This is a genomic window from Arthrobacter sp. alpha11c (genome assembly GCF_054149985.1).
Window position 1 is genome coordinate 2829879 of the sequence record NZ_CP196747.1, and the last position, 14267, is coordinate 2844145.

Consider the following 14267-nt stretch of genomic DNA (forward strand, 5'->3'; position numbering starts at 1 on the left):
CTTCTCGGGCTGAGTGCGTTACAGACCAGAGGCCGCGTTGAGGGCGTCGATCCGTAGCTGGCGCGACGCCGGTGAGTCCAGGCTGAACGACCTGAAGTCGCCAAGTTCATCGCGGATCCATGCTTCAATTTCGGCGATCCGCTTGCTGACTGCTCCAGTGGGTTTGGCGAACGTCCAGGCCGCGATGCGTTCTTTGCCGGGATCGTACTGCCACAGGCCGATGATCCTGCCCCGGTCCAGAATCGGGTGATCCGGGAGGTCGGCCTGAAGCGCCAGGGTGGTGTCCAGGACCTTCTTTCCTTTGTCCTCCTCAGCGAACATGTCAGCCGAATTCCGCCTGTGGAGGACCAGTGAATCAGTGCCTGCAAGCAACTGGATCTGCTCGTCGCCGGGTTCTTGGAAGTCGGCCAAGCGTTCGACGTCGTCCGGCAGCATCCACAGCACGTCACCGTTTGCTGTGGGCACTTCTACTGCCCCGACGCCGGCGAGCGCCGCTTTGGTCTGGGCTACGGTGAACGCGGTGAACCACTGGCTCTGCTTGAGAGTCGCTCCGCCAGTCCAGCGCAAGTACCGTTCGAGCAGGAGGCGGCGCGCGCCGTCGTCGTCGATTTTGCTGGGGGCAAGGCCCCACTTGGTGTAGGCGTAACGCTGCTGGTCGAGGCGGCCGTTGATGGGGACCCGGCGGATGCGGCCGTCGGCTTGGAGCAGGCCCAGGGCCGTTGGCAGGGTGGTGGCTGCACCCTTCTTCTTGCCTTCTTCCCCGAGGCTCCGCACGGATTCGCCCAGTTGGTCCTTGAGCTGTTTGGGGTCCAGGGGATCGCTGGACTCCTGGACGGCGTGCTCTACTTGGTCCTCGAGAAGAGTGATCTCGCTGCGCTCCACGCCGAGTCTGGCGAGTACCTTGAAGGGTGCAACGGCTGCGTCGCGGCCGATCTGCAGACCCCAGGCGAAGTCGGCCCGGCCCAGTACGTAGGTGCAGCCACGGGCGGTGGGGAGTTCGTGGATTTTGAGTTCTTTGACGTCCCGGTCCGCCTGTTCGCGGCTGATTCCCGCCCTCGCGAACAGGGTGAGGTACGGATTGGCGCCGCCCACCGAGCGTGCCCATCCGGCGTGGTCCAGGACTTCCTCGGACGTCTTTCCTGCGAGTGACCCGTCGAGGCCCTGTTTGTGCCAGGCCCAGGCCCGGAGGCGCTCCGGGGTGAGGGTTGTTGCGGCCGGAATGGTCTGGACTGTGGGCGTCATGGCCCTATTCTGCACCCTCGCCGCTGCCGAGGGCTTTCAGAACCGTTGCTGCTGTGGTGTCCCACCCTGGAAGGTTGGCCCGGGCCTGGAGTGCTGCAGTGCGCCAGCTCTGTTGGAGCTCTTGGTCACTGAGCCATCTCCGGAAGATGCTGGCAAGGTTGTTGGGCTGTGTGAGATCAAGGGCCGTCCCCGCTCCTGTGTTTCCGAGGGCTTCCACGGCACCGGTCCCCTCCCGGACAACAACCGGGACGCCATGGGCCAATGACTCCGTTACCACCAGCCCGAACGCCTCGGACTTCGAGATGAGGACGCTGAGATCGGCTTTGCGCCACTGATCCTCCAACGGCTCGCCGGCCAACTCACCCGTGATAGTGATGCGGTCTTGGAGCCCATGACGCTCGACGGCGGCCCTCACCTCTGCCGCGTACGCCGGGTCAGGTTGGTCTGTGCCGATCAGGGCGGCCGTCCATGGCAGGTCCTTTAGCGTGGCGAGGGCTTCCACCAGTTCCGTTTGGCTCTTGTTGGGCAGCAACGCGGCGAGGGCGATAATGTGCGGGGGTTCCGAGCCCTTTCCTATTTCAGCCGCTTCAACTCCGGGATGGGCGACCACAACGTTTTTGAGGCCATGCCTTTTTTCCAGTGCGGCAGCCGCATGGGCGCTCGGGCAGATAACACCTGAGGCTGCGGCCAGGGCCCGGGCTTCAAGGTCCGGGTGATCGGCGAGCGCCATGTGGGAAAGGATCCACACTTTGGTTCCTGCATTCACCGCGCCCGCCATTTCATCCGGGACCCCACTCGCAACCAAACCGTCGGCAATCACAGTGGTGCCGCCGTCGAGCATTTCAGCAAACCGCTGCCGGTCCGCCGCACTTCCCACCGGCCAATCGCCGTCGACGATGACTGTCTCTACCCGGACGCCCAGGGCGGTCAGGTGCTCGGCGAGTTTGGCGTTGTACTTGTTGCCGCCGGAGCCGTGGCGGACGTTTCCCGGCACCAGGAAGCGGATGCGCACTTACTTAACCGGGAGCTCCAGTGAATATCCTGCCCACGCATCAGGATTCTCACGAAGGACGACGTCGATGCCGCTGAGGGCTGGTCCATCCTCTGTCTTTTGGATCCGGGTGGCCACGGCGTCGGCGATGTGCTTCGCCAGCGCCTCCGTGGTGGACAACTTGCCCTTGAACGCAGGGTGTTCGTCGAGGTTCTTGTAGTTCAGGTCTTCAAGAATTTCCTCAAGAATGCCGCCCGCAGCGCCGATGTCCAGGACGATGGCGTCCTCGTTGAGGTCCGGGCGGCGGAAGGTCACCTCGGCGACGAGCGTGGCACCGTGGAGGCCCTGCGCCGGGCCGAACGCCTCGCGGGGCAGGCTGTGGGCGATCATGAAGTGGCGTCGGACGGTCAGGCTGAACATGTCTTATTCCTCCGGCTTTGGATAGGCGACCACGTGGCAGAAGCCGCCTGGCTTTTCAAACAACTTAACGAGTGTGGTGGGCAGATTCTGAAACTGGCATTCGCTGCTCAGGAACGTGTCGAACACCGGATCTTTCAGGGTTGCTGCAGCGAGTTGGAGGCGCTGGGCGTTGGTTCTTCTGTGCCTCCTCGGCAGCGCCACGGCCCCCACCTGGCTGGAGCGGATCGTGAGCCTGCGCGCGTGGAAATCCTCGCCCAGCGGCAGGGTGACTTCCTTGTCAGCGAACCACGAAAGCTCAATTACGTCGGAATCGTCGCCAGCAAGTTGGAGGCTCAGTTTGAGTCCCGCGTTGGATGCCGAGCAGTGGAAAACGATGTCGCAATCATTCTCTGCTTCGTCCGGGAGCGCGAAGGGGATGTTGAGTTTTTCGGCGAGATTTCTCTTGTCCGTGTCTGCATCCACGAGTTGCAGCCGGCCCAGCGGATACTTTCGGAGAATGGTCGCCAGGACGCCGCCCACCAGGCCACCACCGACGACGGCGACGCGGTCTCCCAGCCTCGGCCCCGCTTCCCAGAGGGCATTGATGGCCACCTCGACGATGCCCGTGAGCACGGCACGGCGGGCAGGCACGTCTTCCGGTACGGCTGTGAGCTGGTTCGTCGGGACAACATAGAAATCCTGGTGCGGATGCAGGCTGAAGACGGTTTTGCCGATCCAGTTATCCGGGCCTTGTTCTACGACGCCGACGGACAGGTAGCCGTACTTGACCGGGCCGGGGAAGTCGCCTTCCTGATGCGGGGCATGCATCAAATCAGCGACACGCTCTGGGACGCGCCCTTCATGGACTACGCGCTCCGTGCCGCGGCTGACGCCTGAGTACAGGGTCCTGACGAGGGCTTCGTTGGGGCCTGGCGTTGGTATGGCCTCCGGGCGCAACTCACCGTGTCCCGACTCAGTGACCCAATAGGCCTGGGCCTCGTGTTCTTGTTCGTGCGAGATAGTCATGATGCTTATGAATCTATCGCTGGGCCGGTGCGGGCGGAAGTTGGTGTGGGTTGTCGGCGTTTCCCGGGTGGTTGGTGGTTGGCTCGTTTGCGGCTCGTTTTGGGGAACGGGCCCCAACTCCGGTACCCTATTTCAGTTGGTGACGTGTCCGAGCGGCCGAAGGTGCAACACTCGAAATGTTGTTTGGTGTAAAAGCCAACGTGGGTTCAAATCCCACCGTCACCGCCACGTTGAAAGGCCCTGCTTCCCTTTGTTTATGAGGGATGCGGGGCCTTTTGCTTTGGTCGGGCTGGGCCCCTGGCAAGGAATTGGGAGCCCAACACCGGCTCTTCCTCGACCCAAGGGCGCCGCGCGGGGACTTTGGCGAGTTGTTCAAGTTGATGTTGGCAAGCCACCCGAATAGCGTTGGAAATGGAAGCCCGTCGGTCCCCCATCGGCGGGCTTCTTCTATATCCGCAGCCACATCGTTCCTCCGTTGGTTCTGCGGGCTGGGTCTAGTATTTTTGCGCCAGGCTCACGGACGGCGTTGTCGATGGAGGCACGTGGTACTTCGCCAGGACCCGGGCCATGACGTCGTTGAACACGCCAGCTTCACTAATGCCGTAGATATTTCCCTTCGGGCGCTGAACATTGACCATCACAACGTATTGCGGGTCGTCCATGGGCGCCATACCCACAAATGATGCCGTGAAACCATCAAAGCCGGCCCCGCTCTCGGCAACCGCTTCCGCTGTTCCTGTCTTGCCTCCGACGCGGTAGCCAGGAACCTTCACGTCCTTGGCGCCGCCGGCGGTGACAACACTTTCAAGAATGTCCCGCACCTGGTGGGCGGTGTCCTTACTGATGACTTCGGTTCCCGACGCAGGTGTCTCAGCATGCTCGATGCCTGCCTGATCGATGATGGATTCGACGAGCCGGGGTTGTAGCTTCACTCCGTCGTTGGCGATCGCCTGGAACGCCATTGTCGTCTGCAGCGGCGTCTGCGCAACCCCCTGCCCAAAGAGAACAGAGAACTCCTGGCGGGAATCCCACGTATCGGGTTGAGCCAGCAGACCAGGTGATTCGCCAGGCAGTGGTATGCCTGATTTCTCGCCAATACCGAATTTCCGCAGGTAGTCATACCGCTGCTCGCGCGACAGCTTCTCGCCAACCATGACAGTCCCAGTGTTCATGGAATCGCCGATGATGCCAGCGAACGTGCGCTGCTGCGTTTCGTGCACGAAAGAATCCTGGAAGGTCTGGCCATTCACGGTATACGTCGGCGGGACAAGGAGCTGGGACAACGGCTCAATCTTTCCTTCCTGGATGGCGGCCGCTGCGGTGATTGCCTTTTCTGTTGATCCTGGTTCGATCGCCGCCGTGACTGACCTTGCACCCCGGTCGCCAGGTGGCGTCGCCCCGGGAACATTGGGATCGACCGTGCCGGTTTCCGCCATGGCACGGATCTTGCCTGTCTTTGACTCGACCACCACGATGTTGCCGTACTCTGCACGTTGAGCCTGGACCTGTTTCTCAATGGACTGCTGCGCGTAAAACTGGAGTTCGCCATCGATTGTCAGCTTCACCGTCGCCCCGTCCACAGCCGGCGTAATTCTGTTCGTGGCTGTTGGAATGATGATTCCGTCCGCACCGATCTGAAAGGTCCGTTCCCCATCGAAGCCTTTCAGCTTCTCGTTCAACGTTTGCTCGATGCCGGCGGCTCCTCCTTCATCATTGACGTAGCCAACGATGCTGCCGCCAACAGGCCCGAGAGGATACGTGCGCTGCTGGACGGGACGGGACTTGACTCCGGGAACGCGAAGTTCGGCAATCGTGGCCTCTACTGCCGAGGAGACTGACCGTGCGAGGAATGCAAATTGGCTGTCACCCTTCATGGCCGTCCTGATGTCTTCGTCGGAGCGGCCCAGGGCTTCTGCCACATCACGAAGGCCGGTGTCCCGGTCAATGTCGGCGATGGTGCCGTCGGCTGTCTGTCGAGGAAACGAGAGATTGGCGGCATTTTCCCGGGGCGATCCGATGATGTCGTAACGAACAATGCTCTCGGCCAGCACCACACCAGAAGCATCCAGGATCTTTCCTCGGGATGCGCCCAATACGGATGACTGCGTTCGCAAAGCGTCACCTGCCTCTGCCAGTCCGTTGGGGTCTAAACCTTGGACAACAATGACCCGCCCGGCAATGACCAACAGGAACACCAACATGACCCCCATGCCGATGCGGAGCCGTTGACGCCCTCTTTTCGCGTTCACTCGGGCGGAAGAAATTGCTGGTACCGACTATTCACTTTAGGACGTCCTTGTATTTGGCCAGCGCGGAAGGGCCACCGCTATCCATTAGGTGTCCGCACTCCCCCAAACATGATGCAGATCGCCGTGATCCGCCCTGTCTGAAGCGGGAAGTATGGACGCTAAACCTAACTTCCATTTCGTGACGCGAAAATCTAAAGAATTAATCAAACCGAGACTAAATGCTTAATTGACCCTTGCCATTCAGCAGTAGCGAGCGAAAGCTCAATTGTTTGAATCGAGAAAAATCAATTACCTTTGAAAATCGTGCATGTAGCGCATCAACAACTCTGAGGAGCGTCATGAACCCGCTGGATCAAGCCGAAGCATCTCCGCCACATTTTCGAGTGCGGAAGCCGGCCAGCATGTCTTCCTCGGCGCTTCGAAATCCTTGGTGGATCGCGTTGTCTGTCGGATTGCTGGCCCTGGCGTTCCGGGTGTTCGGCGTTCAGCGGGCAAACGATGTATTTATCGACGAAGTTACCTACGCGGACCTGGCCAGAGAAATTGCTGATGGGAAAATGCCATCAATTCTCGGCAACCCCTTTTTCCTTCATCCCCCGGCCTCGTACGCTCTGAACGCGCTCGTAATACGCGTGCTCGGTCTTGAGGGCCACCCCATGGACCTGGCTTTGCAATTGCGCTGGGTCAACACGGTCCTCGGAGCATTGACGGTGGTTGTCTGCTTTCTGTTGGTGCGCCGTCTGGTCGGAGTAGGACCAGCTGCGGTGGCTGCCGTCATACAGGCCAGTGATCCCTTTGTCCTCCGCATGGACGGGCGCTTGATGATGGAGACTCCAGCTGGCCTGGCTGTACTGTCGGGATGGCTACTCGTCCTTCACCTGATAGACCGCAAGTGGGACCGCACACGCTTGTGGCTTGAACTCAGCGCCGGGTTGGTCTTCGGGCTGGCAATCGTCACCAAAGACATGACTGCTGTGTTCACTGTCGTCCCGCTCGTGGCCGCGACGTTCTGGCGTAAAACCGTTCCACTGCTTACAGCTCTGCGAATCCTCGTCGTTTCCGCCGTGCCCTATTTGATCTATCTAGGCGTGATCGCAGCAAACGGCCTGCTTCCGCAGTTCATCGAACAAAAGTCGGTGGGCGTTCTAAGAATGATGGGAGCCGTTCAAATGACCGGCTTCAATTCAGTTCCGGGTGTGAACCTGACAGAACGGCTTATAGACATGGCTGGCCGGTTCGGCACCAGTTATCTGCTCCTGGGGCTATCGATTCTCGCCGGTACCGTGGCCGCCACCTCACAGGTGACGAATCGGCGCGTCATTGGCTTGTTTTCGCTTTTCACAGGTTTCGTGGGCATCTATTCAGTGTTCTTTGGGGCGGCAGAAGAACAATTTGGATACTGCGTTGTTCTTGCAGCCCTGGTTTCAACGCCGGTGGCTCTGGCGATGTTGGTTTCGTGGCGACCCCGACTTCGCAGGATCACAACTGCCGCCGTGGCAGTCGTGGCAGTTCTCAGTCTCGGTTTGGGCATACAGGCAAGGTCGGTCGTGGACGACGGGCTTGTCCGCGCACGAGATTGGATGAACGCCGAACTGCCCGGATCTTCCAAGGTGGGGTTGACGTCGGTAACCGGTGAATTCGCACTAATGCCACACGAAGGTTGGGAGGTTTTGCCCTCGTTGCAGTCGTTAAGGAACGCTGGCGCCGAGTACGTTCTGACTCAGGGAAGGCCGCTGAGCGAGGGCTACGGCTTCGCGGCTCCTGAACTCCTGGACTGGCTGGAGGGCAATGCTCAGCCGGTTTTCATTTTTACCGGACCCACTTCAGGTGAGACGGTCGTTTGGAAGCTGGACCGAACTAAGCTGGACGCCGCAGTCGACGGAGGGACGATTCTCCCACCCATAAATGGCGGCTACCGGTAGAGGAAGGATTTTTGCAACGCAGCATTGCAGGATGCGCCTACCCAGGCGAAGTGAGGGACGATTTCTCCGGCTGCGTTGGCCTCGGAGTAGTGGCGGCTCTTGCTGCAGAGATACGCCCCACAACCAAGACCAACCCAAGCGCAATCATCACAGGCACGCACACTGAAAGAACGATGAAGCTGGTATCTACGCCGAATCCAATAAGGATCCCGCCGAAGATCGGTCCAACCACGGATCCGAGTCGCCCCAGCGAAGCTGCCCACCCGACGCCGGCGGTCACTGTTGCTTGCGGATACAGTGTGACTGCCAGCGCGGTAGCGCCGATCATCCCAGCCTGGAGTCCCAGGCCGACTCCACCAAAGACGAGCAGCAGCAGAGTTTTGTCGGGGCCGAGAAACGCAGAAGTAACAAGAAACAAAATGGCTACTGACGTGGTTCCAGCCAGCACGGACGTCATCCGGAATCGACGTGATCCGAGGATTAGCACGCCAGCACCCACGATGCTTCCGATGCCTAGAGCCGCTGACCCCAGTGGTGCTAGACCGGCACTGAAGCCGTAGCTGGTGAGCAGGGTCGGCAACCACGACGAGAACACGTAGAACACGGCGAATATGAGAAAGGAAAAGGCCCATAGGAGAAGAGTTCTGCTTCGAACGGAGGCATCGAACAGGCGCGCAACCGAGGCATGGTGCTTAGCTTCGAGCGCTTTGTCGAGCGTGTCTGGCGTCTGGCTACCTGACAGCCCGAACCACAAGAATGGCAGAAGAATACCGGAGGCGATAGCACCCAAAATGAACACCCATTCCCACCCAAAAGCCCCCACGATAGCGCTGCCGGTAAGCCCTGCAATGAGTGCCCCGAAAGAGATGCCTGTCATTACGACCACAGCGATGGATTGCCGCAAACGTGCAGGATTAACTGCGGTTGCATGGGATACGGCGGCAGGAAGAACGGCACCCAGCCCTAGGCCCGTTATGAACCGCAGAATCGTGAGTTCCACAATCGAAGTCGACCACGCTGTCATCAGTGAACCAAGAGTGAAGACCACAACGGCAGAAAAGATGACGTTCCTTGTGCCCAGGTTTGCCACGAGGCGTCCAACAGCGAGATATCCCAAGGCCACTCCGGCGCTGGTCAGCGAGAGGGCAGGAGTGAAGAACGAGGGTTGAACCTCCCAGTCTTTCGCAATTGTCGGTATGGATACGCCCAGCGCGACCGTGTCGTAACCATCGAGCACTACAGCCGCACAAGTGAGGAAGAGTACCCACCAATTTGGTCTCGTCTCTTCCTGCTTCTTGAGTTCGGTCTTCATGTCCATCGGGACATCCTTAAGGTTGTGAGGGCTTCGAATCCAGTGTCGAAGCGGGGCATCCGCCGGTCACCGGCGGTTCAACAGGCCAGTGCCATGGACGAACCTCCCGGATTGCAGGCTCGGCCAGGCAGCTACTTCGTACACCAACGACAAGCGCACTTCGCCCATAACCCTGCCCCACAAGTGTGGGGCTGGCGAGGTGCCGGATGTGGTGAAGATCATGGCACTGCGTCATTTCTATTTCTATCCCCTTAGTGGTTAAAGGTCAAGAACTAATTGACTTAATCCAAAGTATCTTAGCGCTTTATTCTTTGGTGTGATGTAGTTCACATTCGGCGGTCTCACGACAGCAGGACAGGGCCTGAAAAGACTCGCGGTAGGCCCGAATGGCCAAACAAATTTGGTAGATCGTCGGAATGACAATGCAGAGCAGCGCGGGCATCGTGAAATCCCATGCCGTTACTGGTCTGGACCCGCGGTTCCGGGCTGCTTATCGAGTCCGTCGATCGCGCCACGTCCAAGGTCTTCGCAACCTTCCACGGCGCTAGCGTCGACGATGTCGATCTAGCAGTTGCGGCCGGCCTGGCGGCCATTGAAAAGTCCGGGTGGGCCCGTAAGTTGCCTCACGGCCGGAAGCCGAATCGATGATGCGCCGTTCTCCCAGCCAGCGACTGAGCTCATCTAGAAGTTGGCCAGCGCATCACGAAGCATTCGGTGGCCCTGTTCCTCAAACCGTTGGTCGCCGGCCTGGTACGCCCACGCAGCGGTGGCGACAGCTTCGCGCAGCAGCGCAACATTCCAAACCTCGCCGTCTCTGGGATCTGAACCGTACCCCTCAAAAAAGGCAGTCTCCAAATGAGGATGGGAGCGCCATTGCTGCACAGCCAGGCGACAGAAGTCAGTGGCGGCTGGCCTGAAGTCGTAGCGGCCAAAGTCGATGATCCTCAGCTCGGTGCGGTCCATTAGCCAGTTGCGTGGTTGCCAGTCACCGTGGGTCGGGACGAGCACCACAGGCTTCGGCTGATATGCGCCGAGTATCGCCTGGACTTTCTCAACGTTAGAGCTTTCGATGCGATGGGGCGTGCTCAGCCAAGACAACGTTTTGGAAGCGGCTGCCGCCTCATAGTCTGGGTCAGTCTGCTCGGCTTGCTCGTGAAACGCACGCATTAGACGCCCGGCTTGCTGATACGTTTCCGTGTCATATTCAGCTTCGGTGCCCTCCACGAGGGAGCCTTCGAGATGCTCGGTCATCAAGATATTCATGGAACGGTCCGATTGAACGAGCTTAGGAGCACGGTTCTGCCGAGCCCACACATTCACTGAGGACTCGTGAGCTTGTATCTCACGTCCTATGTGGTGATTCAACGGCCCCGCGGCTTTGACTATGTATTTGCAGTGCTCGTCCGCTACCTCAAGGACCGCCGTATCAATGAGATTCCAGGAGAGGTCCTTGAGGAGGCGAACACCTGGCAGCCAGCTTTCTACAAGTCCGGCCTGGCTCGCACTCAGCCGGTTACCGTGCCAGGATTCCATTCCAGAAGACTAACGTCTCGGTCCGCACGTTCACCTGCGTGTTATCCCAGTCCCGCTAGGCTGGTGGCACATCGGGCCGCCACAGGGGGATTCATGCGTCGTCGTATCGCGTTAACGACTATTGCCGTGTTTTGGCTGGGAATGCTCACGGCTTGCGCCGTCCCCAGCAGCCTCCACCTGAATCCATCGGAAACCACTGTCGAGTACAGATTCCGCGACAGTTCCGTCCCGCCCGAATACCATCGCAGCTACGTCATCAAGGCCTCTGTCAAGGAAGCCAGCATCACGGTCGATTCCTACGGCGACGTGCTTCGTCAGGAAACTGCTGCCATGCCCGCAGAGACGTGGACAGACGTGATCGAACTTGCCCGCAGCCTGCCTGAGCGGACTAAGGACATCACCGCCCCAAAGCCTGGTTGCGCGGGCGGCACTGCATCGAAGGTTATCGTCCGGGAAGGCGAGCAGGAGCGATACTCTCAGCGAATTGAAGATTGCGGCGGTGGCCCGGTCACACCGCTCACGGACACAGCCGCCCCACTCGAAGCACTTTTCGACATGAAGGATCTGCTGAAAACCGGCGGATGAGGTTTAGGTTTGCCAGGACATCGTGAACCAGATGATCGCGATGACGTAGCCGACCAGTGCCAGCAAAGCGAAGCGTTTCGGCGTGCCCACTGGGTTCTTCCTGGTAAAGCCGAAGAACGAGTTGATATTGAACAAATGAAGCAGCAGTCCTCCGCCAAGCAGACCCACGAACATCGAGGGAGGAGCCACCAAGAGAACTGTTACGGCGAAGAACGCATACTCCAGGACGAACGCCAGTCGGGGGCGGGCCCACAGACCAAAGCCAACGCGGCGATCATTCCGACCCCAGCCAAGAACTGGAAGGTCCCGGAGGTGGACCACCGCATCCAGAAGCCAGTGAGACAGGACTCCGACCCAAAAGAGGACACCCACTAGGACACTCTGGTAGATCAGCCCGGCCAGCAGTGCGGGCACAATGCTGAGCGCACCACCGAGGACCAGCGAATGCGAGTAAGGGTAGGAAGTGAATTTGACGCGGGATTGCAGCGGATTGTTGCGGTCCACTTTCACCGATTCTTTGCCAGCGAAAACCAATGCAGGCCAAACAATGTCTGGCCACGCGACTGCCACGGCGATGGGTAAGGCGGGCGTTTCTGGCGCCACTGCGAGAATGACCGCAGCTGCGGCGAAATGACCTATATACACAGTCGTCAAGCCTAGTGTCGGCAAGAACGGCATTCTCAATCTGCCACCGCGAGTCGCCGTTGTGAGCATCAGAAGCGAGCTCACCACAAGCGAGAACGGGCCACTCCCGAAAGCTAAGGCGCCGGGACCAACGTCTCGGTACGATTAGCAGCGGAGGCATCAATGGCCAGGTCAATGCAACGAACCAGCAAAAGCACCGACTACGAGTTCCTTACGGTCTGGAGAGTGGCCGGAACGCGCGAGGAAGTGGTGGATGTCCTCGGTAACGCGGGCACCCTCAAGCAGTGGTGGCCCTCGGTGTACCTCAAGGTGACACCCGTGGCGCAAGGCAACGCGGAGGGCGTGGGTGCCTCGTTCGATCTCCACACCAAGGGATGGCTCCCCTACACCCTGCGTTGGCGGCTCACCGTTACCGAACCCATTACCCTGCACGGCTTTGCGCTCAAGGCCGAGGGCGACCTCAACGGCACGGGCCGCTGGACTTTCGAAACCGACGGCCCGGAAGTCGTCATCACCTACGACTGGCGGGTCAGCACAGCGAAGCCACTCCTGCGAAAGCTGAGCTGGCTCCTGAAGCCCGCGTTCTCCGCCAACCACCACTGGGCTATGGCGCGTGGCGAGGAAAGCCTGAAACTTGAGCTCCGCCGTCGTCGGCCCGGTGCGGACCTCAGCCGCATACCGGAGCCACCAGGACCAACCTTTGTCCGCACGAGCAGTCGACTCTCAGCGCTTTAAGCAGCCAACATCCCACCTGCGCGCAAGGTATCCACATACGCACCCATCCGAGGCCAGTCCGGCTCCGAACTCCCGATAGAATCAAGACGCTGACAACAGACAGCATCCAGCCAGTCCATCGAGGGAGGAATCCGTGCGCTCATTGCAGCCCCGGGCCCCCTTCCATGCGTTGCGGTCCGGCGCGATCTCGCTCGTTATCGTGCTGCTAGCATCCGGGGCTCACGTGATCGGCGGCGGGGAACTTCCCGCTGTCCCGGTCCTGTTGGCACTTGTCGCATTGACAGGATTGGCCGCAACGCTGGCCACGCGCTTCAAGCTCAACTTCACCGCCATGACGGCCTTGCTTGGAACCAGCCAGCTCGCGCTCCACGAAGCCTTCACGGCTTTGAGCCCAGTAACGGCAACAGCTCCAGGGAACTCGCACCACGCTGCCGAATCTCTGAATCCCTTGCTCTACACAGCGACGCCCCACCTGCATGAGTTGGGCACAACTTTGGGCACTGCGATGTTCGCTGGCCACATCCTGGCGACGATCTGCTCTGCTGTGATCCTGGCCAGGGGCGAGGACGCCCTGTGGCAGTTGGCGGCATGGCTGCGCCCTTTGGTTGCGCTGCCCACCCTGCTGTTCAGGCCCGACGCCGGCGCCTCCCCTATCGCCGTCAGCACACCGGACGTTTTCCTGCCCCGCCCTTGGCGGAACCTGAGGCAAGACAGCCGCCGCGGCCCGCCCGCCGTCGTCGTTCTTCCCTGATTCCGCCCGGCACCAGCGCAACGCACTCAGCAGACGCCTTTGGTGACGGGCCACAAACCCGTACCCGGCGCCGACTCCGGCGCCCCCGAAAGGCAATCCCATGAAGAAGTCCACCCTCCGCCGTACCCTGTCCGCGACTGCCGCCGCTGGCGGAACCGCTGTCCTGATGATGGCCGGCCTCGCCGGAGCATCCGCACACGTATCGGCCGATCCGAACAAGACCGCTGCGAACTCGTACGCACTGTTGACGTTCGGCATCCCCCACGGCTGCGACACGTTCGGCACAACAAAAGTCGCTATCTCGTTGCCCGAGGAACTGACCGATGCCCAGCCCACGGTCAACCCAAACTGGACGGTCGAGAAGGTGACGGAGACCTTGGCCGAGCCGAAGAAGCTGGCCGATGGCACCACCATCACCAAGCGGACGAGCCAGATCGTCTACACAGCCAAGGCCCCGCTGGACCCGCATCTTCGTGATGCTTTGGTTCTCTCGGTCAAGCTGCCCGACGCCGCCGGCAAGACGCTCTATTTCCCGACGCTGCAGACCTGCGAGCAGGGCCAGACTGACTGGTCGGAGATCCCGAAGGAGGGACAGGACGAGCACGAACTCAAAGCCCCGGCACCGTCCGTCACCATCACGCCTGCCGAAGCCGAAGGTGACCACCACGCAGCGGGCACGGTGTCCACGGAGCAGGCGTCGTCGGTAACCGACGACGGATCACAGGCCCGCAGCTGGGCGGGCCTTATCGCCGGTATCGCTGGTTTGGCCTTGGGCGGCGCCGCATTCTTCCGCGGCCGGTCAGCAAAGACAGCAGCAGCCAAGGTCGACGCCAAGTAACTTCGGTGAACCTGTAGCGGATTGGCGTCCGGAAAGATT

General features: G+C 60.3%; 14 protein-coding genes and 1 tRNA gene. 6 read left to right on the top strand and 9 right to left on the bottom strand.

Annotated elements, in window-relative coordinates:
* Positions 1-18: 18 nt before the first annotated feature.
* The 4 genes from ACTAQJ_RS12790 to ACTAQJ_RS12805 are packed head-to-tail and all read right to left on the bottom strand — an operon-like array spanning position 19 to position 3658.
* A complete protein-coding gene (locus ACTAQJ_RS12790) occupies positions 19-1242 on the bottom strand; it encodes a DNA glycosylase AlkZ-like family protein (protein ID WP_498696590.1) in 1224 nt (407 codons plus the stop codon).
* Positions 1243-1246: 4 nt separating this feature from the next.
* The gene (locus ACTAQJ_RS12795; protein WP_498696592.1) at positions 1247-2254 is read right to left on the bottom strand and encodes a glycosyltransferase family 4 protein; all 1008 of its coding nucleotides are present in this window, start codon (positions 2252-2254) and stop codon (positions 1247-1249) included.
* Positions 2255-2653: a 6-pyruvoyl trahydropterin synthase family protein gene (locus ACTAQJ_RS12800; protein WP_498696594.1), complete on the bottom strand. Its 399-nt coding sequence runs from the start codon at positions 2651-2653 to the stop codon at positions 2255-2257.
* Positions 2654-2656: 3 nt separating this feature from the next.
* Positions 2657-3658: a zinc-dependent alcohol dehydrogenase gene (locus ACTAQJ_RS12805; RefSeq protein WP_498696596.1), complete on the bottom strand. Its 1002-nt coding sequence runs from the start codon at positions 3656-3658 to the stop codon at positions 2657-2659.
* Between the two features lie 138 nt (positions 3659-3796).
* Here ACTAQJ_RS12805 and ACTAQJ_RS12810 point away from each other — a divergent pair.
* Positions 3797-3886: transfer RNA gene (locus tag ACTAQJ_RS12810), tRNA-Ser, on the top strand.
* 266 nt (positions 3887-4152) lie between these two features.
* On the opposite strand, the gene ACTAQJ_RS12815 is transcribed toward ACTAQJ_RS12810, so the two are convergent.
* Positions 4153-5907 (bottom strand): peptidoglycan D,D-transpeptidase FtsI family protein, encoded by a 1755-nt coding sequence (locus tag ACTAQJ_RS12815; RefSeq protein WP_431118288.1) that lies wholly within the window; start codon positions 5905-5907, stop codon positions 4153-4155.
* A 338-nt stretch (positions 5908-6245) separates the two neighbouring features.
* Between ACTAQJ_RS12815 and ACTAQJ_RS12820 the strand changes: the two genes are divergently transcribed.
* Positions 6246-7829, top strand: a complete 1584-nt coding sequence (locus tag ACTAQJ_RS12820; protein ID WP_431118286.1) for an ArnT family glycosyltransferase — start codon at positions 6246-6248, stop codon at positions 7827-7829.
* A gap of 37 nt (positions 7830-7866) precedes the next feature.
* On the opposite strand, the gene ACTAQJ_RS12825 is transcribed toward ACTAQJ_RS12820, so the two are convergent.
* The 3 genes from ACTAQJ_RS12825 to ACTAQJ_RS12835 all read right to left on the bottom strand — a co-directional run bounded on the left by ACTAQJ_RS12825 (position 7867) and on the right by ACTAQJ_RS12835 (position 10674).
* Positions 7867-9147: an MFS transporter gene (locus ACTAQJ_RS12825; protein ID WP_431118285.1), complete on the bottom strand. Its 1281-nt coding sequence runs from the start codon at positions 9145-9147 to the stop codon at positions 7867-7869.
* A 60-nt stretch (positions 9148-9207) separates the two neighbouring features.
* Complete coding sequence (locus ACTAQJ_RS12830) at positions 9208-9363, bottom strand: hypothetical protein (protein WP_498696599.1); 156 nt, start codon at positions 9361-9363, stop codon at positions 9208-9210.
* 459 nt (positions 9364-9822) lie between these two features.
* Positions 9823-10674 carry a phosphotransferase gene (locus ACTAQJ_RS12835; protein ID WP_431118283.1) on the bottom strand — a complete coding sequence of 284 codons (852 nt, stop codon included), beginning with the start codon at positions 10672-10674 and terminating at the stop codon, positions 9823-9825.
* A 93-nt stretch (positions 10675-10767) separates the two neighbouring features.
* Here ACTAQJ_RS12835 and ACTAQJ_RS12840 point away from each other — a divergent pair, with 93 nt between their 5' ends.
* On the top strand, positions 10768-11259 hold the full coding sequence (locus tag ACTAQJ_RS12840; RefSeq protein WP_431118281.1) for a hypothetical protein: 492 nt from the start codon (positions 10768-10770) through the stop codon (positions 11257-11259).
* A 3-nt stretch (positions 11260-11262) separates the two neighbouring features.
* On the opposite strand, the gene ACTAQJ_RS12845 is transcribed toward ACTAQJ_RS12840, so the two are convergent.
* Positions 11263-11763, bottom strand: coding sequence for a hypothetical protein (locus ACTAQJ_RS12845; RefSeq protein ID WP_498696601.1), 501 nt, complete (start codon positions 11761-11763; stop codon positions 11263-11265).
* 303 nt (positions 11764-12066) lie between these two features.
* Between ACTAQJ_RS12845 and ACTAQJ_RS12850 the strand changes: the two genes are divergently transcribed.
* The 3 genes from ACTAQJ_RS12850 to ACTAQJ_RS12860 all read left to right on the top strand — a co-directional run bounded on the left by ACTAQJ_RS12850 (position 12067) and on the right by ACTAQJ_RS12860 (position 14228).
* A complete protein-coding gene (locus tag ACTAQJ_RS12850) occupies positions 12067-12639 on the top strand; it encodes an SRPBCC family protein (RefSeq protein ID WP_498696603.1) in 573 nt (190 codons plus the stop codon).
* A gap of 133 nt (positions 12640-12772) precedes the next feature.
* Entirely contained in the window at positions 12773-13390 is a 618-nt protein-coding gene (locus ACTAQJ_RS12855) for a hypothetical protein (RefSeq protein WP_498696606.1), read from the top strand.
* Between the two features lie 100 nt (positions 13391-13490).
* Positions 13491-14228 carry a YcnI family copper-binding membrane protein gene (locus tag ACTAQJ_RS12860; RefSeq protein WP_498696608.1) on the top strand — a complete coding sequence of 246 codons (738 nt, stop codon included), beginning with the start codon at positions 13491-13493 and terminating at the stop codon, positions 14226-14228.
* Positions 14229-14267: the final 39 nt, after the last annotated feature.

Bases quoted from the DNA above. Each gene is read 5' to 3' on its own strand.
- ACTAQJ_RS12835 (WP_431118283.1), bottom strand. From the start codon at position 10,674: ATGGAATCCTGGCACGGTAACCGGCTGAGTGCGAGCCAGGCCGGACTT.
- ACTAQJ_RS12820 (WP_431118286.1), top strand. From the start codon at position 6,246: ATGAACCCGCTGGATCAAGCCGAAGCATCTCCGCCACATTTTCGAGTG.
- ACTAQJ_RS12830 (WP_498696599.1), bottom strand. From the start codon at position 9,363: ATGATCTTCACCACATCCGGCACCTCGCCAGCCCCACACTTGTGGGGC.
- ACTAQJ_RS12805 (WP_498696596.1), bottom strand. From the start codon at position 3,658: ATGACTATCTCGCACGAACAAGAACACGAGGCCCAGGCCTATTGGGTC.
- ACTAQJ_RS12860 (WP_498696608.1), top strand. From the start codon at position 13,491: ATGAAGAAGTCCACCCTCCGCCGTACCCTGTCCGCGACTGCCGCCGCT.
- ACTAQJ_RS12800 (WP_498696594.1), bottom strand. From the start codon at position 2,653: ATGTTCAGCCTGACCGTCCGACGCCACTTCATGATCGCCCACAGCCTG.
- ACTAQJ_RS12850 (WP_498696603.1), top strand. From the start codon at position 12,067: ATGGCCAGGTCAATGCAACGAACCAGCAAAAGCACCGACTACGAGTTC.
- ACTAQJ_RS12825 (WP_431118285.1), bottom strand. From the start codon at position 9,147: ATGGACATGAAGACCGAACTCAAGAAGCAGGAAGAGACGAGACCAAAT.
- ACTAQJ_RS12840 (WP_431118281.1), top strand. From the start codon at position 10,768: ATGCGTCGTCGTATCGCGTTAACGACTATTGCCGTGTTTTGGCTGGGA.
- ACTAQJ_RS12790 (WP_498696590.1), bottom strand. From the start codon at position 1,242: ATGACGCCCACAGTCCAGACCATTCCGGCCGCAACAACCCTCACCCCG.